The sequence below is a fragment of the Pseudonocardia aurantiaca genome (assembly GCF_039526725.1).
Taxonomy (GTDB): Bacteria; Actinomycetota; Actinomycetes; order Mycobacteriales; family Pseudonocardiaceae; genus Pseudonocardia; species Pseudonocardia aurantiaca.
Genome location: NZ_BAAAJG010000008.1, coordinates 170,641 through 193,852, shown reverse-complemented (window position 1 = coordinate 193,852; position 23,212 = coordinate 170,641). Strand labels below are relative to the sequence as shown.

Annotated in this window: 18 protein-coding genes; 7 read left to right on the top strand and 11 right to left on the bottom strand. The window is 73.2% G+C overall.

The features are described from left to right. Window positions 1-75: 75 nt before the first annotated feature. Entirely contained in the window at window positions 76-4,518 is a 4,443-nt protein-coding gene (locus tag ABD143_RS10775; protein ID WP_343975141.1) for a HAMP domain-containing protein, read from the bottom strand. Window positions 4,519-4,696: 178 nt separating this feature from the next. On the opposite strand from ABD143_RS10775, the gene ABD143_RS10770 reads away from it, so the two are divergent. The 3 genes from ABD143_RS10770 (at window position 4,697) to ABD143_RS10760 (ending at window position 9,502) form a co-directional block, all read left to right on the top strand. Further along, on the top strand, window positions 4,697-6,778 hold the full coding sequence (locus ABD143_RS10770) for a SpoIIE family protein phosphatase (RefSeq protein ID WP_343975138.1): 2,082 nt from the start codon (window positions 4,697-4,699) through the stop codon (window positions 6,776-6,778). 166 nt (window positions 6,779-6,944) lie between these two features. After that, window positions 6,945-8,408 (top strand): SGNH/GDSL hydrolase family protein, encoded by a 1,464-nt coding sequence (locus tag ABD143_RS10765; RefSeq protein ID WP_343975135.1) that lies wholly within the window; start codon window positions 6,945-6,947, stop codon window positions 8,406-8,408. Between the two features lie 44 nt (window positions 8,409-8,452). Next, window positions 8,453-9,502, top strand: coding sequence for a DNA polymerase IV (locus tag ABD143_RS10760; RefSeq protein WP_343975132.1), 1,050 nt, complete (start codon window positions 8,453-8,455; stop codon window positions 9,500-9,502). Window positions 9,503-9,602: 100 nt separating this feature from the next. Here the strand turns inward: ABD143_RS10760 and ABD143_RS10755 are convergent, their stop codons facing one another. The 4 genes from ABD143_RS10755 to ald all read right to left on the bottom strand — a co-directional run bounded on the left by ABD143_RS10755 (window position 9,603) and on the right by ald (window position 13,463). Beyond that, complete coding sequence (locus tag ABD143_RS10755) at window positions 9,603-10,343, bottom strand: cobalt-precorrin-6A reductase (protein WP_343975129.1); 741 nt, start codon at window positions 10,341-10,343, stop codon at window positions 9,603-9,605. A 95-nt stretch (window positions 10,344-10,438) separates the two neighbouring features. Continuing rightward, on the bottom strand, window positions 10,439-11,209 hold the full coding sequence (cobF, locus tag ABD143_RS10750) for a precorrin-6A synthase (deacetylating) (protein ID WP_343975126.1): 771 nt from the start codon (window positions 11,207-11,209) through the stop codon (window positions 10,439-10,441). 27 nt (window positions 11,210-11,236) lie between these two features. Beyond that, on the bottom strand, window positions 11,237-12,286 hold the full coding sequence (locus ABD143_RS10745; RefSeq protein WP_343975123.1) for a diacylglycerol/lipid kinase family protein: 1,050 nt from the start codon (window positions 12,284-12,286) through the stop codon (window positions 11,237-11,239). A 58-nt stretch (window positions 12,287-12,344) separates the two neighbouring features. Then, entirely contained in the window at window positions 12,345-13,463 is a 1,119-nt protein-coding gene (gene ald, locus ABD143_RS10740; RefSeq protein WP_343975120.1) for an alanine dehydrogenase, read from the bottom strand. Window positions 13,464-13,530: 67 nt separating this feature from the next. Here ald and ABD143_RS10735 point away from each other — a divergent pair, with 67 nt between their 5' ends. After that, complete coding sequence (locus ABD143_RS10735; RefSeq protein ID WP_343975117.1) at window positions 13,531-14,043, top strand: Lrp/AsnC family transcriptional regulator; 513 nt, start codon at window positions 13,531-13,533, stop codon at window positions 14,041-14,043. A gap of 10 nt (window positions 14,044-14,053) precedes the next feature. Next, on the top strand, window positions 14,054-14,743 hold the full coding sequence (locus ABD143_RS10730; protein WP_343975114.1) for an RNA polymerase sigma factor: 690 nt from the start codon (window positions 14,054-14,056) through the stop codon (window positions 14,741-14,743). Between the two features lie 27 nt (window positions 14,744-14,770). Here ABD143_RS10730 and ABD143_RS10725 read toward each other — a convergent pair whose 3' ends face one another. Together ABD143_RS10725 and ABD143_RS10720 are read right to left on the bottom strand one after the other, a co-directional pair. Beyond that, a complete protein-coding gene (locus ABD143_RS10725) occupies window positions 14,771-15,973 on the bottom strand; it encodes a cysteine desulfurase-like protein (protein ID WP_343975111.1) in 1,203 nt (400 codons plus the stop codon). A 75-nt stretch (window positions 15,974-16,048) separates the two neighbouring features. After that, a complete protein-coding gene (locus ABD143_RS10720) occupies window positions 16,049-17,845 on the bottom strand; it encodes a hypothetical protein (protein WP_343975108.1) in 1,797 nt (598 codons plus the stop codon). Between the two features lie 421 nt (window positions 17,846-18,266). Here ABD143_RS10720 and ABD143_RS10715 point away from each other — a divergent pair, with 421 nt between their 5' ends. Together ABD143_RS10715 and ABD143_RS10710 are read left to right on the top strand one after the other, a co-directional pair. Next, complete coding sequence (locus tag ABD143_RS10715; protein ID WP_343975105.1) at window positions 18,267-19,382, top strand: WD40/YVTN/BNR-like repeat-containing protein; 1,116 nt, start codon at window positions 18,267-18,269, stop codon at window positions 19,380-19,382. Window positions 19,383-19,387: 5 nt separating this feature from the next. Beyond that, window positions 19,388-19,696, top strand: a complete 309-nt coding sequence (locus ABD143_RS10710; protein WP_343975102.1) for a MoaD/ThiS family protein — start codon at window positions 19,388-19,390, stop codon at window positions 19,694-19,696. Window positions 19,697-19,720: 24 nt separating this feature from the next. Here ABD143_RS10710 and ABD143_RS10705 read toward each other — a convergent pair whose 3' ends face one another. From ABD143_RS10705 to ABD143_RS10690, 4 genes are all read right to left on the bottom strand, one after another. Continuing rightward, a complete protein-coding gene (locus ABD143_RS10705; protein ID WP_343975100.1) occupies window positions 19,721-20,341 on the bottom strand; it encodes an L-threonylcarbamoyladenylate synthase in 621 nt (206 codons plus the stop codon). A 74-nt stretch (window positions 20,342-20,415) separates the two neighbouring features. After that, a complete protein-coding gene (locus tag ABD143_RS10700; protein WP_343975096.1) occupies window positions 20,416-21,678 on the bottom strand; it encodes an RNA polymerase sigma factor in 1,263 nt (420 codons plus the stop codon). Then, complete coding sequence (locus ABD143_RS10695; protein WP_343975093.1) at window positions 21,678-22,052, bottom strand: YciI family protein; 375 nt, start codon at window positions 22,050-22,052, stop codon at window positions 21,678-21,680. The genes ABD143_RS10700 and ABD143_RS10695 overlap by 1 nt, the downstream gene beginning before the upstream one ends. Before the next feature lie 223 nt (window positions 22,053-22,275). Then, window positions 22,276-23,148, bottom strand: coding sequence for a pirin family protein (locus tag ABD143_RS10690; protein ID WP_343975090.1), 873 nt, complete (start codon window positions 23,146-23,148; stop codon window positions 22,276-22,278). Window positions 23,149-23,212: the final 64 nt, after the last annotated feature.

The window sequence follows — 23,212 nt, the reverse complement described above, 5'->3', positions numbered from 1 at the left end:
GTTCCCCCCGCCCCGTCCAGACGCCTGCCAGCCCGGTCATACCCCGCCCCCCGGTCATGCCCCGCCCCCGGTCGGTCATGCCCCGCCCCCGGCGATGCTCCTGCGCTGCGAGCGCCGGGGGCCGACCCAGGACGCCATGAGGGCGAGCAGCTCGTCGAGGTCCACCGGCTTCGTCACGTACTCCGTGGCTCCGGCCGCGAGGCTCGACTCCCGGTCGCCGGGCATCGCCTTCGCGGTAAGGAACACCACCGGCAGCTCCCGGCCCTGCGGGAGCTGGCGGATGCGCCGGGTCGTCTCGTTTCCGTCGATGTCGGGCATCATCGCGTCCATCAGGACGACGTCCACCTCCGGGTGCTCGTTGAGGAGGCGGATGCCCTCCGTGCCGTTGTCGGCGTACAGCACGGTGAGCCCGTGCAGCTCCAGCGCGCTGGTCAGCGCGAACACGTTGCGGACGTCGTCGTCCACGATCAGCACCGTCACGCCGGCCAGCTCCGGCGCCGAGCGCACCCCCGCCGGGCCGCCCGGGCCCGTGCGCAGGATGGGGCCGGCGCCCGGCCGTTCGGACGGGGGCGGCGAGGTGATGGGCGCGACGGAGGTGCGCCGCGGCATCATCCTCGCGGCCGCCGCCGTGACCGGGGGCAGCACGTCGGGCAGCAGCAGGGTGAAGACCGAGCCCTTGCCGACCTCCGAGGAGACCTCGATCTTGCCGCCGAGCATCCGGGCCAGCTCCTTCGAGATCGACAGCCCCAGCCCGGTGCCGCCGTACTTGCGGCTGGTTGTGCCGTCGGCCTGCTGGAACGCGCCGAAGATCATCTCGAGCTTGTCGTCGGGAATGCCGATGCCGGTGTCGCGGACGACGAACCCGATAACCGCTCTGGCCGAGTCGAGCACCGGCACGCCGTGCAGTGTGCCCGGCTGCACCAGGCCGACGTGCAGCGTGACGTGCCCCGAGTCGGTGAACTTGACGGCGTTGGCGATCAGGTTGCGCAGGATCTGCTGCAGCCGCTGCGCGTCGGTGGTGATCGTCTCGGGCAGGCCGGGATCGGCCTCCACACGCAGCTCGAGACTTTTCTCCTCGGCCTGCGGCCCGAAGGCCTGCTCGACGTAGGCCCGTACCTGCGCGAGGTCGACCGGCGCCGCGTCGACGTCCACGCGCCCGGCCTCGATCTTGGACAGGTCGAGGATGTCGTCGATCAGCCGCAGCAGGTCGGAACCCGCGCTGTGGATGGTGCTGGCGAACTCGATCTGCTTGTCGGTGAGGTTCTTGTTGGGGTTGTCGGCGAGCAGGCGCGACAGCAGCAGGAGCGAGTTCAGCGGGGTGCGCAGCTCGTGGCTCATGTTCGCCAGGAACTCCGTCTTGTACTGGCTGGCCAGCGCGAGCTGCTGGGCCTTCTCCTCCACGCCGCGCCGGGCCGCGTCGATCTCCATGTTCTTGATCTCGACGTTGCGGTTCTGCTGGGAGAGCTGCTCGGCCTTCTCCTCCAGCTCCGAGTTGGCGCGCTGCAGCTCGGCCGACTGGTCCTGCAGCTCCATCGCGAGGCCCTGGGACTGCGCCAGCAGCTCCTCGGTGCGCCGGTTCGCCCGGATCGTGGTGATGGCGACACCGATCGTGGCGACGAGCCGCTCGAGGAACGTCAGGTCCAGCGCCGAGAACGGCTGCACCGACCCCAGCTCGATCACGCCGAGGCACTCGTCCTCGAACAGCACGGGCAGCACGACGAGCGCGCGCGGCGTGACCGTGCCCATGCCCGACCGGATGGGCAGGTAGTCGGCGGGCACGTCCTCCACGTGGATCACCCGCCGGGTGACCGCTGCCTGCCCCACCAGGCCCTCGCCTGCCCCGAACGAGACCGGCGGGTCGCCGGGGGTCATCGCGTAGCCGCCGCACATCACCCAGCGCGCCGCGTCCCCACCGGAGATGATGGCCGGCTCGGCGGCCAGGAAGAACGCGCCAACCTGCGCGTTCACCAGCGGCACGACCTCGTTCATGATCATCTGACAGACCTCGTTGAGGTCCCGCTGGCCCTGCAGCAGCCCACCGATCCGCACCAGGTTGGAGTCCAGCCAGCTCTGCTCGGCGTTCTCCCGGGTGGTGGACCGCAGGTTCGCGATCATCTGGTTGATCGTGTCCTTGAGGTCGGCGATCTCCCCGCGGGCCGCCACCGAGATCTGCTGCGTGAGATCGCCGCTCGCCACCGCCGTAGAGACCGCGGAGATCGCCCGCAGCTGCGTCGTGAGGGTCGAGGCGAGCTGGTTGACGCTCTCGGTGAGGTCGCGCCAGGTGCCCGACACGCCGTGCACCTGCGCCAGCACGCCGAGCTTGCCCTCCGTGCCGACCTCGCGGGCCACGCGGGTGACCTGGTCGGCGAACGACGAGAGCTGGTCGACCATCGTGTTGACGGTGAGCTTGAGCTCGAGGATCTCCCCCCGGGCATCGACCGTGATCTTCTGGCTCAGGTCGCCCTTCGCGACGGCCGTCGTGACCTGGGCGATGTTGCGCACCTGAGCGGTGAGGTTGCCGGCCAGCTGGTTCACGTTCTCCGTGAGGTCCCGCCACGTCCCCGCGACACCCTTGACCTCCGCCTGACCACCCAGCTTGCCCTCGGTACCCACCTCACGCGCGACACGCGTGACCTCGTCGGCGAAGCTCGACAGCTGGTCGACCATCGTGTTGACCGTCGACTTCAGCTCCAGGATCTCCCCGCGCGCGTCGACGGTGATCTTCTGTGACAGGTCACCCTGTGCCACCGCCGTGGTGACCTGGGCGATGTTGCGCACCTGGCCGGTCAGGTTGCCGGCCAACTGGTTCACGTTCTCCGTGAGGTCCCGCCACGTCCCCGCGACACCCTTGACCTCCGCCTGGCCACCCAGCTTGCCCTCGGTACCCACCTCACGCGCGACGCGCGTGACCTCGTCGGCGAAGCTCGACAGCTGGTCGACCATCGTGTTGACCGTCGACTTCAGCTCCAGGATCTCCCCGCGCGCGTCGACCGTGATCTTCTGCGACAGGTCACCCCGCGCCACCGCCGTGGTGACCTGAGCGATGTTGCGCACCTGGCCCGTCAGGTTCGACGCCATGTAGTTGACGTTGTCGGTCAGGCCGCGCCACGTGCCGGCAACGCCCTCCACCTCGGCCTGGCCGCCGAGCTTGCCCTCCGTGCCCACCTCACGCGCCACCCGCGTGACCTCGTCCGCGAACGACGACAGCTGGTCGACCATCGTGTTCACGGTCGACTTCAGCTCCAAGATCTCCCCGCGCGCGTCGACCGTGATCTTCTGACTCAGATCACCCCGTGCCACGGCCGTGGTGACCTGCGCGATGTTGCGCACCTGGGCGGTGAGGTTGCCCGCCAGCTCGTTGACGTTCTCAGTGAGGTCGCGCCAGGTGCCCGACACGTGCGGCACCGCGGCCTGCCCGCCGAGCTTGCCCTCGATGCCCACCTCACGCGCCACCCGCGTGACCTCGTCGGCGAAGCTCGACAGCTGGTCGACCATCGTGTTGACCGTCGACTTCAGCTCCAGGATCTCGCCCTGGGCGTCCACGCTGATCTTCTGCGAGAGGTCGCCGGTGGCGACCGCCGTGGCCACCTGCGCGATGCCGCGCACCTGGCTGGTGAGGTTCGCCGCCATCAGGTTCACCGCATCGGTGAGGGCCTTCCACGTGCCGGCGACGTTCGGGACCGCGGCCTGGCCGCCCAGCTTGCCGTCGGTGCCGACCTCGCGCGCCACCCGCGTGACCTCGTCGGCGAACAGCCGCAGCGTGTCGGTGAGCGAGTTGATCGTCTCGGCCAGCTCGGCGACCTCGCCGCGCGCGCTCACCGTGATCTTGCGGGACAGGTCGCCCTGCGCGATGGCCGTGGCCGCCGACGAGATCGAGCGCACCTGGTTGGTGAGGTTGCTCGCCATCGTGTTCACCGAGTCGGTGAGCGCCCGCCACGTGCCCGCGGCGCCGTGCACGTCGGCCTGGCCGCCGAGCATGCCCTCGGTGCCCACCTCGCGCGCCACCCGCGTGACCTCGTCGGCGAACGACGAGAGCTGGTCGAGCATCCGGTTCACGGTGCGGCCGATCCGGCGGAACTCGCCGCGCAGGGGCCTGCCCTCGATCTCCAGGGCCATGTGCTGGGACAGGTCGCCCTCGGCAACCGCCTCGATCACCCTGGCGATCTCCGCCGTGGGCGCGACCAGGTCGTCGATCAGGGCGTTGACGGCCTGAACCCCGTGAGCCCACCCGCCGTCGTAGGCCTCCTCGTTGAGCCGGTCGGACATCCGGCCCTCACGGCCGACGACCCGGCTGATCCGCAGCAGGTCCCGGTTGCGTCGCTCCTGCAGCGCCACCAGCTCGTTGAACTGGTCGACCACCTCGCCGGGCAGACCGCCACGCCGTGGCAGCCGGATGTCGAACCGTCCCTGGCGCACCTGCTGTATCGCGTCGGCAAGTTCCCCGAGAAGCGCACCGTCGCCTGCCGCGGACGCACCACCGGCAGCCGGTGCGGTGGTCTCGTGCGGTGTGGTCGTCATGACGGCCGTCCTCCCAAGCTCGGACGGCGACCGGGCCCAGGCCGTGTCCTCGTGCGGTTGTCGGCCGGGGGCGCGCGCCACAGGGGCGCGGCCGCCGCAGCCCCAGACATTAGTGGATCGCGCCGTGGTCCGGTGGCGGCCCGAGCGGCTCCCGGTCGGACAAGGCAGACTGCACGCCGTGCCCGTTCAGCTCGAGCGGCGGACCAGGCTGCCGCCGGACGCCCGATCCGCCGGTCGAGCACGGCGCATGCTCCATGAGGCGCTCCGCGAGCTGCGGGAGCCCGGGGACGCCGATGACCTCGTCGACACCGTCGTCCTGCTCGCCAGCGAGCTCTGCGAGAACGCCGTGCTCCACGCCGGCACCGAGTTCGAGGTGGCGCTCACCGTCACCGAGACCGAGGCGACGGTTGCGGTCACCGACCGCGGCGCAGGTCCGCTGGAGCTGCACCTCGCCCAGCCCCGGCAGCGCTACGGCCGCGCCGCCACCCACGGGCGCGGGCTCGCCCTCGTGCAGCACCTCTCGTCGGCCTGGGGCACCCGCCACGAGGCCGACGGGCGGCACGTCATCTGGTTCTCCGTCGCTCGCGCCGCCCCGCCCGCCTCGACGCCCGCCCCGCCGGCCCCACCCGACGCCGAGCGCGTCTGGACGACGGCCGAGCAGGCCCGCTGGCTCCTGCACATCCCGCCGGGGCTCGTCGACCGGCTCGAACCGGCCGAGCTGGTGGCCGAGCTCGTCCGCAGGCTCCGCGAGTTGCTCGACGCCCAGTCGGTGAGCGTCGAGGTCGACGAGGGCGACGGCACCGGGTCGCAGGTGCTGACCCGCGACGGCAGCCTCCACGGGGAGGGCCCCACCGTCGAGGTGCGGCTGCCCATCACGGCACCGCTGCGCGGGGTGATGCACGTCGTGCACCGGCCCGGCGCTCCGTCGGCCGCCGATCCCGACCGCACGCGCGACCTGACCGAGCTGATCGCCAACCGGGTCGCGATGGCCATCGAGTCGGAGTGGCTGCGCGGGATCGACCAGCGCAGGCGGGCCTGGATGACCTACCTCGCCGAGACCAGCGAGCTGCTCGGCCAGTCCCTCGACGTGGACCTCGCCGTGGCGGTCGTCCCGCAGGTCGTCGTCCCGCGGCTGGGGCGGTGGTGCGCCGTGCATCTGGTCGAGCCGTCAGGGCGGCTGCGGCTGGCCGCGCTCACCCACGCCGACGAGGACGAGCTGCCGGAGCTGCGCGGCGTCCTCGACCCCGACGGGGTGCCAGGACTCCCGACCGAGCTGCGCGCGCGGCTCGCCGAGGTGGTCCGCGACGGAGCGGCGAGCCCGTCGAGCACCGCCGTGCGCTTCGCCGTCCCGACCGACGGGATCGCGCTCCCGCTGCGCGCCAGGGGCCGCTCGATCGGCACGCTGCTCGTCGGCAGGCCCGAGGGGCGCCCGCACAGCCCCGAGGACGTCGTGATGGCGGGCGACATCGCCCGCCGGGCCGCGCTCGCGATCCACAACGCGCAGAGCACAGGCGCCCACGTCGCCGTGTCGCAGGCGCTGCAACAGGCCCTGCTCCCCCGCGCGCTCCCGGTGGTGCCTGGTCTCGACTTCGCGGCCGAGTACCTGCCCGCCAGCTCCGGTAGCGACGTCGGCGGCGACTTCTACGACGTGCTCACCGTCGACCCGTCGCGTTGGCTCGTATCGATCGGCGACGTCTGTGGGAAGGGCGCGCGGGCTGCCGCGCGCACCGGCCTCGTCCGCGACGTGCTGCGCGTGCTCGTGCGCGACAACCGCTCGCTGCCGCGCGCCATCGAGATGCTCAACGACGTGATGATCGAGGCGGACGACCCGCTCCAGTTCTGCACGCTCGCCGCCGCGATGGTCAGCAGGCGGCGCTCCGCCCCGGGCGGGCGTGGCGGGCTCGACGTGGAGCTGGTGCTCGCCGGGCACGTCCAGCCGGTCCTCGTGCGGGCCGACGGAACCGCCGAGCTGATCGGCACGTTCGGCACGGCCGTCGGGCTGGTGCCGTCCGTGCGGCTCGCGTGCACCCAGCACCACCTCGGGCCGGGCGACACGCTGCTCGTCTACACCGACGGCGTCACCGAGCGCCGTCGCGGGCGCGAGCAGTTCGGGGCGGAGCGGCTGCTCGCGGTGGCCGCCGCCGCGGCCGGGCGCTCGGCCGTCCAGGTGGTGGGCGCGGTCCGGGAGGCCGTGGAGCGGTTCTCGGCGGACCCGCTCGACGACGACGTCGCCCTGCTCGCGGTCCGGGCGGCCCGGTAACGCCGGGTGCCCCCGTGCGAGGGACACCACGGGCGGCGATACGGCGCAGTCCCGGATAGGCCACTTGGCCGGTACCCAAGCGGCGGCAAGATCGCGCATCCTGGGGCCTGGCCAGCAGACGCGGGCTCGAGGAGGAGCACTGGACGGGCGAGACGGCAAGCGCACCGTGCTGACGGAGCTCCGCTCGTGGCCGACGCTGCTGCTGGTGCTGTTCTGCCTCGGTGTCGGCGTGCCGGTAACGGTCGCGCTCACCCCGCAGCAGAACCTCGTCGTGTTCGGCCAGCACATCTCTGTCGGGGCACGGCCCCCGGAGCTGAACGTGGCCGGGCCTGCCCGGCTCGTGCAGGTCGGGAACACCGACCTCGACATCGACCGGCTGCACGTCTACGGGCCGGTGCGCCCGCAGCTGACGATGGGCCCGGTGCAGCGCAACGACGCCGCGGCCGCCGTCTTCGACCCGAACCAGCGGCCGAAGGCCCAGGCCGACGCCGTCAGCGCCGTGACCGGCGGCTTCGTGCACTGGTACCTGCTCGGCGGGCTGGGGCTGCTGGCGTTCACGCTGATCTCGGCGGCGGGCGCGGCGGGCATCCGCACGCTCGTGGTGCTGCGGCGGCAGAGCCGCGAGACCGGCGGGCACGACCCGCTGAGCGAGATCGTGGCGGACTGCGTCCGGGCCGCCCGGCGCATGACGGTCATCGCTCTGGTCGCGTCGGTCGTCGCCTGGGGCATCTCGGGCGCGCTCGCGTACACCGGCGCTGTCGACGGCCTGCGCAACGTCGGGTCGCTGTCCCAGCTCGTCGGGGCCTACCACCTGAGCCCGGAACCGGCGGGACCGCCGATCTCCGGTTACGAGGGCGCCGTGATCGGCGACTCCCGCGCCGTGCGCGTCGGCGGCCCGCCAGTGCCCGACGGCACCCCGGCCGACGTGGCGTGCGAGCGCAGCACGGACTCGCTTGCCGCCGAGGTCGGACACCTCATGCCCGCCCGGGTACTCAACCTGTCGTGCCCGAGCGCCACGGTGACGAGCGGGCTGCGCGGGCCGCAGGACCGGGGAGGCCGGTCGGTGTCGGCGCAGGTCGCGGTGCTCAAGCAGATGCAGGACCTGCAGTTCGTCGTGGTCGCGATCGGACCCAACGACGTCGGCTGGACCGACTTCCTGCTCTACTGCTACGGCGTGCCCGACTGCTCCGACCAGCTCACCCAGGGCGAGTTCGACTACCGACTCGCCGCGTTCGACCGCGTGTACGGCGACCTGCTCGTCGACCTCAACGACCTGCCGGGCCGCCCGCAGGTCGTCATCATGACGTCCTACGGTGCGTTCCCGCCTGGGGCCGACTGCCCCGACACCCGCGCCGACGGCCACCCGGGCCTCGACGCCACCAAGATCGAGCTGCTCACCGATCGCAACGACCGGCTCAACGACGTGCTCACCGCCGGCGCCGAGAAGTACGGGTTCGCCGTGGCGCGGCCCGAGCTGGGGCTCCTGTGCGCGGAGGGCACTGACGGGCTGGGTCCCGACCTGCAGGGCATGAGCGATCCGTTCCCGTTTCACCCCACCGGTGTGGGGTCGCTGCGGATGGCGTCGTCGGTGGTGCGGCTGCTGACCGCGCCACCGGTACCCGCCCGCTGAGGTCTGGGCGCTGCGGTGGGCGGGGCGTCTGCCAGGCTCTGCTCGTGACCTCGCAGTACTGGGTGCTGCACGTCGATCTCGACCAGTTCCTCGCCGCCGTCGAGATCCTGCGGCGGCCCGAGCTGGCCGGCCGGCCAGTGATCGTCGGCGGCAAGGGCGACCCGACGCAGCGCGCCGTCGTCGCCACCGCGTCGTACGAGGCGCGCCGGCACGGCGTCCGATCGGGGATGCCGATGCGCACGGCCGCGAAGCGCTGCCCGGACGCGGTGTTCCTGCCGGCGGACAACCCGCACTACGAGGAGGTGTCGGAGGAGGTCATGGCCGTGCTGCGGGCCTTCCCGGACGTCGTCGTCGAGGTGATGGGCTGGGACGAGGCGTTCGTCGGCGCCGAGACGGCCGACCCGGAGGCACTCGCCCAGGACATCCGCGCCGCCGTGCTCGCGAAGACCCGGCTCCACTGCTCGGTCGGCATCGGCGACAACATGCTGCGGGCCAAGCTCGCCACCGAGTTCGCCAAGCCCGGGTCCCCCGAGCCGGGTGGCGGCGGCGGGACCTTCCGGCTCACCGGCGCGAACTGGGTGGAGGTGATGGCCGACCGGCCCACCCAGGCCCTGTGGGGCATCGGCGCGAAGACCGCCCGCAAGCTCGCCGACCGCGGCCTCACCACCGTGCGCGAGCTGGCCGCCACCGACCCGGCCGTTCTCGCCGCCGACCTGGGCCCGGCCATGGGCCCCTGGTACGTGCAGCTCGGGCGGGGCATCGGCCGCGCGCGGGTGGAGGGCACGCCATGGGTGCCGCGCTCGCGCGGCCACGAGACCACCTTCCAGGAGAACATCACCGACTGGGCCGACGTCCGCACCGAGGTCGCCGCCCTCGCCCGGCTCGTGGCCGCGGACATCGGCGGAGAGGGCAGGCCCGCGGCGCGCGTGGGCGTCAAGGTGCGGTTCGCGCCGTTCTCCACCTACACGCGCAGCAAGACACTCGACGCGCCGACAACGGACCCCGACGAACTGGCCACGGCAGCCCTCGACGTGCTGGAACGCTTCACCTCCCGCCGCCCGGTACGCCTGCTCGGGGTGAAGGCCGAGTTCTGATCGCGTGCGCACGAATCCAGCAACTCGCACACCCGAAAACAGCGACTCGCGGGAGCTTCCGCGAGTCGCCGGAAAAGTGAGTGCGAGTTGCGGTGTGCGGCTAGCCGAGCTGTCTCGACTCCAGCCAGTGCACGGCCTCCGCCACGGTCGCCACCGTGGGTGCGGGTGGGGCCTCGGGGCGGGCCATCAGCACCACCGGCAAGCCCAGCTCGCGGGCGGCCACCAGCTTCGCCGCCGTCATCTCGCCGCCGCTGTCGCGGGTGACGAGCACGTCGATGCGGTGCTCGCGCAGGAGGGCACGTTCCGCGTCGGCGGTGAAGGGGCCGCGGGCGAGCACCGCGTGGTGGCGCGGCGGGAGTGGCGGCGGGGGCGGGTCGACCGCCCGCAGCAGGAACCACAGCTCGGCGAGCCGGGCGAACACCGGCAGGTCGCCGCGACCGATCGCGAGGAAGACCCGCTCCCCCAGCGCCGGCAGCAGAGCGGCGGCGGCCGGGGCGTCGGGCACCCGGTGCCATCGGTCGCCCGGCCCTTCCTGCCAGCCGGGGCGGCGCAGCAGGAGCAGCGGAACGCCGACTGCCTCGGCCGCGGCGACCGCGTTGGCCGTCATCCGCGCGGCGAAGGGGTGCGTTGCGTCCACGACGGCGTCGGTCCGGCTGCCGCGCATCCACGCCACGAGCCCGTCGACGCCGCCGAACCCGCCGATCCGCACCTCGCCCTCGGGGAGCGCGGGCACGGCCACCCGTCCGGCGAGCGACGACGTGACGGCGAAGCCGGGCCGCCCGTCCAGCGCGGCGGCGAGCCTGCGGGCCTCCCCGGTGCCCCCGAGGACAAGGACGTTCACGAGCCGCTCCCGCGCCCGCTCACGAGCCTCCTCGCTGGCGCTCGTCGGCCGCGTTCGCGGCGCTGCTGTGTCCGATGGTGAGCTCGCAAGCTCGCTCACGACCCGGTCCGGCGGCGCAGCAGGTAGGTGTCCATGATCCAGCCCTTGCGCTCCCGGTGCTCGGTCCGCAGCCGGACGATCTCGGCCTTGACCTGCTGCAGGTCGCCCCGCACGAGCACCTCGTCGGCGGTGCCCACGTAGGCGCCCCAGTAGATGTCGAGGTCAGTGTCGGGCAGGCCTGCGAACGCACCCGCGGCGTCGAGCATGACCACGGCGTCGTCCACCCCGGGTGGGAAGCCCTCGTCGGCCAGGCGCCTGCCGGTGGTGACGGTGAAGGGCCTGCCGACCCGGTTGAGCACGAGCCCGTGCCGCGCGGCGAGGGCCTGCACGCTGCTGATCCCCGGCACCGAGACGACGTCGAAATCCACGCCGCCGCGCTCCCGCACCCGGTCGAGCATCCGCAGGGTGCCGTCGTAGAGGGCGGGGTCGCCCCACACGAGGAACGCGCCCGACCCGCAGTCGCCGAGCTCGCCGGCGATCATCCGCTCGTAGATCGCCTCCCGCCGCTCCTGCCAGTCGGCGACGGCGGCACGGTAGCCACCCGTGGCCGCCGTGCGGTCCCGCTCCGGGTCACGCGCCTCCACCACCCGGTACGGCCCCAGCACGTGCCGGGTGAGCAGCTCGGTGCGCAGGGCGGCGAGGTCGCCCTTCGCCTCGCCCTTGTCGATCGTGAAGAAGACGTCGACGCGGTTCATCGCCGTCACCGCGGCCAGCGTCAGGTGCTCGGGGTCGCCCGCGCCGATGCCGATGACGTAGACGGTGCGCACGCGCGACACGTTATGCCCCCGCGGGCCTCAGCCCGGGTCCGGCGCGTCGGTCGGCGGCACCGGCGCGACGCGCATCACCAGCGCGGCCGGGTCCACCTGGATGCTCAGCTCCTGCGCGTCGCCGATCGGGTCGCCGTCGAGCTGGGAGGGCTGCGGCACGTCCGCTCGGATCACGATCGACCTGGCCTGCCAGTGCTCGACCCGCTGGTGGCCCCGGCGTTGCTTGGTGATCACCCGCCAGGCCACGGCGATCCACCCGGCGATGCTGTTCGGGGCGATGCTCACGACGTCGAGCACACCGTCGTCGACGGTGGCCCTCGGCATGAGGACGAGGCCGCCGAGCAGCGTGCCGCTGTTGCCGACCACGACTGTGCGGATGCGGCGGCGCTGCGGCGGCCCGTCGTCGAACGTGAGCGTCACGCGGGTGCGGCGGCCGCGCATCGCGCGCAGCCCCGATATCACGTACGCCAGCGGCCCGACCTTGACCTTCAGCGCCTCGGGGGTGCTCTGCATGATCGCCGCGTCGAAGCCGGTGCCCGCCATCACGAGGAAGACGTGCTCGTGCTCGGCGCCGTCCACGCGGACCCGGCCGACGTCGATCTTCCGGTCGTCGCCGGTGAGCGCGACCCGCACGGCCGCCGCCACGCTGTCGGGCGTGCCGATCGTGCGGGCCAGCAGGTTGCCGGTGCCGGCCGGGACGAGGCCCATCGCGACGCCGGTGCCGGCCAGGCCCTCGGCCACCGCGCGGACCGTGCCGTCTCCGCCGCAGGCGAGCACGACGTCCGCGCCGCGTTCGATCGCGTGCCGGGCCTGCCCGGTGCCCGGGTCCTCGACGGTGGTCTCCAGCCACAGCGGCTCGGCCCACCCGAGCCCGGTGCAGACCGCGTCGATGCGCTTGCGTGTGCCCGGCTCGATCTTGGTCGGGTTGGCGACGACGGCGGGAACTGGGCGGTCCTCCGGGTCGGCGGCGAGCGTCTGCGGGTCACCACCCGCCTGCCGGCCGCGCACCACTACGGCCACGAGGAGCGCCACCACGGGCAGGGCCGCGAGCACGAGGACCCACCAGTCGCCGTCCACGGCCGAACAGTAGACGGCAGGTTGCGATCAGAAACGTCGAGGCGCCGCAGACCACCCGTCAGGCGGCTACCGGCACACCCAGCTCGGCGTACGGCAGTCCGAGCTCGTGCGCCACCTCCAGGCTCGTGAGTGCACCGTCGTGAGTGGAGAGTCCCGCGGCGAGCGCCGGGTCGGCGGCGAGCGCGTCGGCCCAGCCCAGGTCGGCGAGCCGCATGACGTACGGGAGCGTCGCGTTGGTCAGCGCGTACGTGGACGTGTGCGGCACCGCGCCGGGCATGTTGGCCACGCAGTAGAAGACCGAGCCGTGCACCTGGTAGGTCGGCTCCGCGTGGGTGGTGGGGCGGGAGTCGGCGAAGCACCCACCCTGGTCGATCGCGATGTCGACGAGCACCGAACCCGGCTTCATCCGCCGCACCAGGTCGTTGCTGACCAGCCGCGGCGCCCGCGCGCCCGGCACGAGCACCGCGCCGATGACGAGGTCGGCCGCGAGGCAGGCCTGCTCCAGCTCGTGCGCGTTGGAGACGACCGTGCGGACGCGGCCCGCGTAGCGCTCGTCGATGCGGCGCAGCTTGGTGATGTCGAGGTCGAGCACGGTGACCTCGGCGCCGAGCCCGACGGCCATGGCCACCGCGTTCTGACCGGCGACCCCGGCCCCGATCACGACCACGCTCGCCGGGCGCACGCCCGGAACGCCGCCGAGCAGCACGCCGCGCCCGCCCGCCGCACGCAGGAGCGCGCCCGCCCCGGCCTGCGGCGCGAGCCGGCCCGCGACCTCGCTCATGGGAGCGAGCAGCGGCAGGGTGCCGTCCGGGAGCCGGACCGTCTCGTAGGCGATCGCAGTGGTGCCGGAGGCGAGCAGCGCCTCGGTGCACGCGCGCGAGGCCGCGAGGTGGAGGTAGGCGAAGAGGACCTGGCCGCGCCGCAGCCGGTGGTACTCCTGCTCGATCGGCTCCTTCACCTTGAGCAGGAGGTCGGCGGCGTCCCAGACCTCGTCGGCGGTGCCGGCGACGCGGGCACCCGCCACCTCGAAGTCGGCGTCGCCGATCGAGCTGCCGATGCCCGCCCCGTGCTCGACGACCACGTGGTGGCCTGCCCGGGTGAGCTCGCGCGCCCCGGCCGGGGTCAGCGCGACGCGGTACTCGTGGTTCTTGATCTCGCGGGGTACACCGATCCTCATCCTGCGAGGATGAAGATTACGCGGAGGGCATGCAACAGAACCGCAGAAGCTTCGGTATCGTGGGCGTATGCCGCTGCCACCTGCGGGAGCGCAGCCCGAGCGGGCCCTCCGGCCGCAGGACGTGCGCCTCGACGACACCGACCACGCGATCCTGCGCGTCCTCGCCGACGACGCCCGCATCTCCAACAAGGAGCTGGCCGAGCGGGTCGGCGTCGCGCAGTCCACCTGCCTGGCCCGGGTGCGCGCCCTGCGTGAGAGCGGGGTGATCCGCGGTTACCACGCCGACATCGACCCGCGCGCCCTCGGCCACGACCTGGAGGCCATGATCGCCATCCGGCTCCAGCCGCACGCCCGTGGCGCGCTGCGCGACGTGGTGGCCACGCTGAGCAGGCGCCCTGAGGTGCTCGACGTCTACTTCGTGGCGGGTGCCAACGACTTCCTGCTGCACGTCGCCACGGGCCGCACCGACGAGCTGCGCCGGTTCGTGGCCGACCACCTGAACCGCGATCCGGCGATCGCCGGTACCGAAACGGCACTCATCTTCGAACACACGCGTGCTGCCGGACGCCGCGGCTCCTAACATCATCGCCATGAGCCTGGGGGGGACGACGGAAGGCGGCGAAGGCAGCACGGACGGCGAGGAGTTCCCGCTCCTCGTACGCCTGCTGCAGGTGGCCGCCGAGCGCGGCGAGGGCACGGTCCTGGGGCTGGGGCCGCCCGGCCGGGCCCGCATCGGACGGGTGTCGCGGGCCGACGCGGCCGCCTTCGCCGAGCGGCTTGCGGTCGCGTACCGGGAGCGCTCGCCCGCGATGGTCCGCTACGCGACGCGCAAGGTGGGCGACGCCGGCCGCGCGGAGGACATCGTGCAGCGGGCGTTCGAGAAGATCCTGCGCCGCCAGCGCAGCGACCCGCCCGAGATCACCAACATGCAGGCCTACGTGCTCACCGCGGTCTGCAACGAGATCAACCGCGAGCTGCGGGAGGTGATCCCGGCCAGGTCCAACGTCAGCATCGACGACCAGGACACCGACGGCTACGGGGACGCCCCCCGCTCGTCCGTCGACGTCTCGGCGCAGGTCACCGACACCGCGATGCTGCGGGAGGCGCTCGCCGCGCTCTCCCCCCGCGAACGCGAGGCCGTGGTCATCCGGATGCAGTGGCAGCTGAGCGTGGCGGAGGCCGCCGAGGTGATGAAGCTGTCCACCGGGGCGGTCAAGAGGTACACCTCCGACGGGCTGCGCAGGCTCCGGGAGCACCTCGACGCGGCAAGCGTGGCCTGAACGCCGGTACACCCGCCCCGTGGGCCGCTACTGCTCCACGAAGGCGCGCAGGCCGTCGAGCAGCCGGTCGACGTCGGCGTCATCCACATAGGGCGCGAGCCCGATCCGCAGCGCGCCGTTGTCGCCCAGGCCGAGCCTTCGCGAGGCCTCGAGTGCGTAGAAGGAGCTCGCCGGAGCATTCACACCCTGCTCGGCGAGGAACGCGTACGCGTCGGCACTTTCCCGGTCGGCGAAGGAGACCAGCAGCGTCGGTGTGCGGTGGCGCGCGCGGGAGTGCACGGTCACGCCGGGGAGCTCGGCGAGGCCTTGCTCGATCCGGGCGCGCAACCCGTCCTCGTGTGCGCTGATCGCGTCCATCGCCGCGACCAGCCTGGTCCGGCGGTCCCCGGCGACCGGGCTGAGCGAGGCCAGGAAGTCGACGGCGGCGGCGGTCCCGGCGAGCAGCTCGTAGGGCAGCGTGCCGAGCTCGAACCGCTCCGGCACGGCGTCGGTGGAGGGTGCGAGCTTCTGCGGGTGCAGGCCCTCGAGCAGCGCGGGGGACGCAGCGAGCACCCCGCAGTGGGGGCCGAGGAACTTGTACGGGGAGCAGGCGTAGAAGTCCGCGCCGAGCGCCTTGAGCTGCACCGCGGAGTGGGCGGTGAAGTGCACGCCGTCGACGTGGACGAGGGCGCCCGCCCGGTGGGCGAGGTCGGCGATCGCCCGGACCGGCGGGCAGGTGCCGATGAGGTTGGACGCGGCGGTCACGGCCACCAGCCGGGTGCGCGGGGACAGCACCGCGGCGATGTCATCCTCGGTCAGCTCGCCGGTGGCGGGGTCGAAATCCGCCCACCGGACGACCGCACCGACAGCCTCCGCGGCCAACACCCATGGCCGGATGTTGGCGTCGTGGTCGAGGCGCGTGACCACCACCTCGTCGCCCGGGGCCCAGGTCGCGGCGAGGGTGCGGGCGGTGTCGAAGGTCAGCTGCGTCATGCTGCGGCCGAACACGATCCCGCGCGGGTCGGCGCCCAAGAGGTCGGCCATCGCCGCCCGCGCGGCGGTGACGACGTCGTCGGCCGTGCGCTCGGCGGCGGTGACCTGGCCGCGGTTGGCCAGGGGGGAGACGAGCGTGCGCGCGACGGCGTCGGCCACGACGTCGGGCACCTGGGACCCACCCGGACCGTCGAAGTGGGCGTATCCGGCCTTCAGCGCGGGGAAGTGCTGGCGGACCGCTGCGACGTCGTACGGCATGACCGCAGCAAATCACGGCCGGAGCCCGTGCGGGGCCGGGACGCGACGGCGATCACCACGCACGACCGCTTGCTGTCACCAGTCCTCGGGTTCCGGGGCTTCCTGGCCAGGGGCGCGGTGGCGGCCATGGCGCAGCCCCCGCTGGTAGGTGCTGAGGCGGTCGCGCACGCGGTCGGGCACGCGGTCGGGCACCCGCTCCCCCGGCCCGCCGCTGGGGAGTCCGCTCTGCGTGCGCGGCGGCGGTACCAGCTGGTTGCCGGGGCGGCGGCGGGGAAGGCCGGAGGCGGTGGTGGGTATGGGCTCGGACCTGGCGGCACGCGCTGCGGCCTCCCGCCACTCGGTGTCCTGGGGCGTCTCCCAGTCCGTCGGGCCGCGCTGCGGGTCGGCGGTCCGGTCGGCGCCGGAGTCGCCGTCGCCCTCCCGGAACCACGCCGATGCGATGGCCTCGAAGATCGGAGTGGCGTAGCGGTCGTCGATCGGTTCCAGCGGGAGGTCCAGCAGGGGCCCGAACAGCTCATCCACCTGGGAGGACGGCGCAGGGGAGAAGGCGGGTGGCGTCGGGACGTCGAGCTCGGAATGCCCGATGCCGTTCCCGTTCGAGTAACCGGTGCCGAACCCGGTCCCGTTCCCGTTGCCGTTCGGCGTCCCGAGACCGTTCCGCCAGGCATCGAATCCGTCGCTGCCCGGTCCCCTGTCACTCGGGTCCCAGTGGTCCAGTCCCCCGTGGTCCGGCGCCCCGTGGTCCAGACCCCCGTAGTCCGGCGCCCCGTGGTCCAGTCCCCCGTAGTCCGGCGCTTCGTAGTCCGGCGCCTCGTAGTCCGGCGCCCCGTAGTCCACGCCCGCGTAGTCCAGCCCACGGCTGTCCAGTCCGCCGTTGCCCAGTAACCCGCTGCCCAGTGACCCGTTGCCCGATGACCCGTTGCCCAGCGACCCGTTGCCGAGGCCCGAGCTCGTGAGGTCACGGTTCCCGAGGGCAGCGCCGAGGCCTGCCAGCCCCCCGCCGACCGCGCTGCCGTACGTGTCCCCCACGTCGAACGTGTCGCTGACGCCGAGCGGGCCGGGGCCGTTCGCGTACTGCGGGAAGCCGCCACCGGTGCGGGTCACCGGCGGCTCGTCCGGTTCGGGCTCCTCGACGGTGACTGCGGCCGGCGGGCAGTGCACGCTGGCGATCAGGCCGGAGCCGGACGGGGGCGGCCCGCCGAGCGGGCGGTGCAGCGCGATCCCGTAGCGGGAGCGCCGGGACAGCTCTTCGGCAGCGGCGGCGGCGCGGTGCCCACCCGTGCCCTCGCGGTCGTACCCGGCGGCGCCGTCGACGAGCACGTCCGCGGTGGCCCCACCCGACTCGATGCGGCCGACCAGTTCGAGGTGCGCGCCGGGGTGGGCAGCGGTGGTCTGGTCGACGAGCTCGGCGAGCACGTGGAGGAACTCGACGGCGGCGGCCGAGCCGATCGTGGCGGCCGGCGCCGGCCGCACCTCGATCCGGCGCGGCTCCTCGGCGAGAGCCACGGCGTCGCCCATCAGCTCCTCGAGCCGCCGGGGACCGGTTGGGCGCACGCCGGGCTCTTGGCCGCACAGCAGCAGCAGGCTCTCGGAGTCGCGGCGCATCCGCGCCGCGGTGTCGAGGAGCTCGGGCAGCTCGGGCGGCTCCGGATGCTGTTCGGCGGCGAGCCGGTCGAGCAGCCACAGGTGGCGGTCGAGCCGCCCCTGGAGCCGCCGGGCCACACCCGCGGCGGCGTCGTCGGCCTCCGGGCGGGGCGCCAGCCCGTCCTCCCACCGGTCGCCGCCGCCCTGCAGCGGGTCCATGTCCCACCCGGACTCGAGGCGTGCGACGTAGCCCGAGTCGCTCTCGGACGTGTACATCCTGTCGCCCACCGATCGGTCCTCTCCGCGCGAGTCGTCGAGTCGCCGCCGCACCCAGGCGGGAAGGCACAGTCAACTATTGCTGTGACTTCGGCCACTGGGAGCAGCGGAGCCGCATGTCCTGGCGTGGCACGCTACATCGCGTGAGCGTCCCTCCGGCCGTCCTCGACGAGGCTGCGCTCAGGGCGCACGCTCGTGCGGCGGGCGGCCCTGAGGGCTGCTGACCAGCACAGGACCGGTGGCACCGTAACCCACATGGGCGGTTTCGACCATGGCCCCCGCCGACGAGCGGCGGCGAACCCGCGGCGCGCGCGAGGCAGCGTCACCTGCACGGCCCGATGAGTTCCACCGACGGCGGGAGTCCTAACGGGACCGAGAGGGCCAGGATCCACAGGATCAGGGCCCCTGAGCCGTGACTGATGGGAGGAGCGCCGTGACCGGAGTACGTGTGCTGGTGGGCACGCGCAAGGGTGCGTTCGTGCTGACGGCCGACGGGAAGCGCGAGCGCTGGGACGTGAGCGGGCCGCATTTCCCGGGCTGGGAGATCTACCACGTGGCGGGGTCGCCCGCCGATCCCAACCGGATCTACGCCTCGCAGAGCGGCGGCTGGTTCGGGCAGGTGGTGCAGCGCTCCGACGACGGTGGCCGCACCTGGGCACCGGTCGGCAACGAGTTCTCGTACGCGGGCGTGCCGGGCACGCACCAGTGGTACGACGGCACCCCGCACCCGTGGGAGTTCGCCCGGGTCTGGCACCTGGAGCCGTCGGCCACCGACCCGGAGACGGTGCTGGCCGGGGTGGAGGACGCCGCGCTCTTCCGCTCCACGGACGGCGGCGGGAGCTGGCAGGAGCTCCCCGGCCTGCGCGAGCACGGGTCGGGTCCGCACTGGCAGCCCGGTGCGGGTGGGATGTGCCTGCACACGATCGTCGTCGACCCGCGGGACCCCACCCGGATGCACGTCGCAATCTCCGCGGCGGGCGTCTTCCGTTCCGACGACGAGGGCAAGAGCTGGCGACCGACGAACCGGGGCCTGCGCTCGGCCGGCATTCCCGACGAGGATGCCGAGGTCGGGCACTGCGTGCACAACCTGGCGATGCACCCGTCGCGGCCGGACACGCTGTACATGCAGAAGCACTGGGACGTCATGCGCAGCGACGACGGTGGGGAGAACTGGTACGACATCGGCGGGAACCTCCCCACCGACTTCGGGTTCCCCATCGACGTGCACGCGCACGACCCGGACACGGTCTACGTCGTGCCGATCACCAGCGACTCCGAGCACTTCCCCCCGGAGGGGAAGCTGCGCGTCTACCGCAGCCGCACGGGTGGCCACGAGTGGGAGCCGCTGACCGACGGGCTGCCGCAGGAGCACTGCTACGTCAACGTGCTGCGGGACGCGATGGCCGTGGATTCGCTCGACGAGTGCGGCGTCTACTTCGGCACGACGGGCGGGCAGGTGTACGCGTCGGCGGACGCGGGCGACCATTGGGCGCCGATCGTGCGCGATCTGCCCGGGGTGCTGTCGGTGCAGGTCCAGACGCTGCGGTGACGGGCATGACCACGACAACGGTGCGGGTGAAGCTCCCGACCCACCTGCGCAGGCTCGCCGGGGTGGACGGCGAGGTCACACTGCAGGTCGCGGAGCCGGCCACGCAGCGATCGGTGCTCGACGCCCTGGAGGCCCGCCACCCGGCACTGCGCGGGACGATTCGGCAGCACGGCACACTCCAGCGCCGCGCGTTCGTGCGGTTCTTCGCCTGCGAGGAGGACCTCTCGCACACCTCCCCCGACGCGCCCCTGCCCGCGGCGGTGGCCGCAGGCACCGAACCGTTCCTGGTGGTGGGGGCGATGGCGGGCGGCTGAGCGCGCCGCTGCGGACGCGGGGTCCTACTCGAACCGGGACGGGTCGCCCGCGCCCCGGCGCACGATCTCCGGCTCGCCCTCGGAGAAGTCGACCACGGTGGTCGGCACGGTGCCGCACTCGCCGGAGTCCAGCACCGCGTCGACGGCGTGGTCGAGGCGCTCCTTGATCTCCCACCCGGTGGTGAGCGGCTCGGGTTCGTCGGGGAGCAGCAGGGTCGAGGACAACAGTGGTTCCCCCAGCTCCGCGAGCAGCGCCTGGGTCACCACGTGCTGCGGAATGCGCACGCCCACCGTCTTCTTCTTGGGGTGCAGGAGACGGCGCGGCACCTCCTTGGAGGCCGGGAGGATGAACGTGTAGCTGCCCGGCGTGGCCGACTTGATGGCGCGGAAGACCTGGTTGCTGATCTGCACCAACTGGCCGAGCTGCGCGAAGTCGCGGCACATGAGCGTGAAGTGGTGCTTGTCGTCGAGGTCGCGGATCTCGCGGATGCGCTCGATCCCCTTCGCCTCACCGAGCTGGCAGCCGAGCGCGTAGCAGGAGTCGGTCGGGTAGGCGATCAGGCCTCCGGAGCGGACGATCTCGACGACCTGCACGATCGCGCGTCGCTGGGGATCGACCGGGTGCACATCGAAGTACCGCGCCATGGGGGGAGCTTAGAAGTCACACCCTGCGGTCCGCAGCGACGCCACCCACGTGGACCGCTGCGCGAGCCGGCTTCTCACGCGAGCTCGGGCAACTCCAGCCGCGTGGCCCTGGCGAGCAAGTACTGCTGCTCCGGTGTGCTCGTCGTGCGGCGGGCCGCCGTGCGGTAGTGGGCTGCAGCGCCCGCCGCGTCGCCCGCCATCTCCAGCAGGTGCGCCCGCACGGCGTCGAGGCGGTGGTGCTCCGCCACGCGCTCGTCGCCTGCCAGCGCGTCCAGCCGCGAGAGCCCGGCCGCGGGGCCGTGCACCATCGCCGTGGCAACCGCCCGGTTGAGCGCGACCATCGGGTTGCCCCCCTGCATCCGCTCCAGCAGCGCGTAGAGCCCGAGGATCTGTCGCCAGTCGGTGTCCTCGGCGCGCCCGGCCTCGCCGTGGACGGCGGCGATCGCCGCCTGCAGCTGGTAAGGCCCCAGCTCGCGGCGCGTCATCGCGGCCGTGACCAGCTCGACGCCCTCGGCGATCAGCGCCCGGTCCCACCTGGTCCGGTCCTGCTCCGCCATCGGGACGAGCGACCCGTCGGCGCCGGTGCGCGCGGGCATGCGGGCGTCCGTGAGCAGCATGAGCGCGAGCAGCCCGGCCACCTCGGCCTCCTCGGGAAGCAGCCGGTGCACCATGCGGGTCAGCCGGATGGCCTCGTCGGTGAGCTCGACCCGGGCCAGCTCCGGGCCGGACGTGCTGGTGTAGCCCTCGTTGAAGATCAGGTAGAGCACCTGCAGCACGGCTTCGAGCCGCTCGGCCCGCCCGGCGGGCGCCGGAGGCGCGAACGTGGCCCCGGCCGCCTTGATCCGCTGCTTCGCCCGGCTGATCCGCTGGCCCATCGTCGGCTCGGGTACGAGGAAGGCGCGCGCGATCTCCCCGGTGGTGAGGCCACCGACCGCGCGCAGCGTCAGCGCCACCTGCGACGGCTGGGCCAGCGCGGGGTGGCAGCACAGGAAGAGCAGCACCAGGGAGTCGTCCCGGTCGCCCGTCGCGCCGAGGTCGGGCGCCGGGGCGAGGAGCTGCTCGGCGGTCATGCGGGTGGCGTCGGCGGCCTCCCGGTCCCGCCGGGCCCGGTCACTGCGGAGCTGGTCGATCAGGCGGCGGGAGGCGACCCGGATGAGCCAGGCCCGCGGCCCGTCGGGAACGCCGTCGGCCGGCCACTGCTGCGCCGCCGCCAGCAGCGCCTCCTGCACGGCCTCCTCGGCCGCGTCGAAGTGCCCGTAGCGGCGCACCAGCGCGCCGAGGACCTGCGGCGCCTGTTCACGCAGCAGGTCCTCGACCGCCCGGGAGAGAGGCGGCACTACTTCTCGGGCTCGGCGGTGGGGTCGACGCCGATCGGGCGGACCTCGACGGCGTCCCCGATCGCGTCGACGATCCGGGCGGCGATCGCCATCGCGCGGTCGTGGCTCGCGCAGTCGAGGATCGCGAAGCTCGCGAGCACCTCCTTGCTCTCCGCGTACGGGCCGTCGACGGCCACCGGCACGCCGTCCTGCTTGCGGACGGTCCGGGTGAAGGACGGGTCGGCGAGCCCCTCGGTGAGCACGAGCTCGCCGGTCGCCGTCAGCTCCGTGTTGAGGTTCTCGTAGAACTCGCAGGCGGCCAGGAACTCCGGGCTGGTGACGTCCATCGACTCCCAGTCCGCCACACCCGTGTACGCCAGCATCATGTACTTCATCGCGTCGCTCCTCGGTCCAGTCGTTGCCGGGTCCACTCGCTGCCGGGGGCCCAACCGATCCGTTCGGTGCAGGCCCCTCGACCGGTACCTCGGAGCGGCCTCCACCGTTTCGACAGCCGACTCGACCGTCGCTCGGCACAGCATTGCGCATCGGCCGTGGTGCCGATCACGAGGCGAGTGGACGCGCGGAAGCCGCGCTCGCCGCCGCCCCGGGCGCGCGGGATCAGAGCCGGGCGAGGCGCGGCACCGGACCGAACTCCCCGGTGCGGAAGTCCCGGTAGGCCTGCTCGATCTCCTCGGCCCGGTTCATGACGAACGGCCCACCGAACACGATCGGCTCGCCGACCGGGCGCCCGCTGTAGACCATCAGTCGGGCCTGTCGGTCAGACTCGGCGGCGGCGTGGAGCGGAAGCACGCTGCTCGCGTCGGGCTCTGCGTCGGCAACCGGGTCCGACCAGGCCACCTGCCCGGCGCGCACCGGGCGACCGGCCACCGACGCGGCGTCGTCGAGCACGGCCACGAACGCACGGTCGGCGGCCGGCATCGGGAGTTCCAGCTCAGCGCCGGGGTCGAGCGTCACGAGCACGCCCTGCACCGGCCAGTGGTTGAGGGCGGGCCCGGTCACGCCGTCGACCGTGCCGGACACGACGTCGATCACGGCGCCGGGCCGGGTGAGCCGCGGGCGCGCGGCCGCCAGCACGTCCTGGTAGCGGGTGTCGGTCATCCGGGCGGCCGCCGGGAGGTTGAGCCAGAGCTGGAGGGTGTGCGCCCGCTCGTTCCGATAGGCCAGCTCGCGGTGGATGATCCCCCGCCCGGCCGTCATCCACTGGATGTCGCCGGCCTCGAGCACACCCGCGTTGCCGAGGCTGTCGCCGTGCTCCAGCACCCCGTCCACCACGAACGTCACGGTCTCGAGCCCGCGGTGCGGGTGCCACTCGAAACCTGGCGAGGAGAGCCAGTCCTCGGCCAGCACCAGGAACGGGTCGGTCCGCGCGGGGTCGGTCGGCATGATCAGCAGGCGCTTGTCGTCGACCTGCGCGTCGGGGCCTGCATGCAGGCCATCCTCGACGCGGGCGACGGAGCGGAAAGCGGGCACTCGACTTCCTCCGAACAACTTGAAGGTTCAATGTTCATCGAACGCCTCGCGGTGAAGCTCGTCA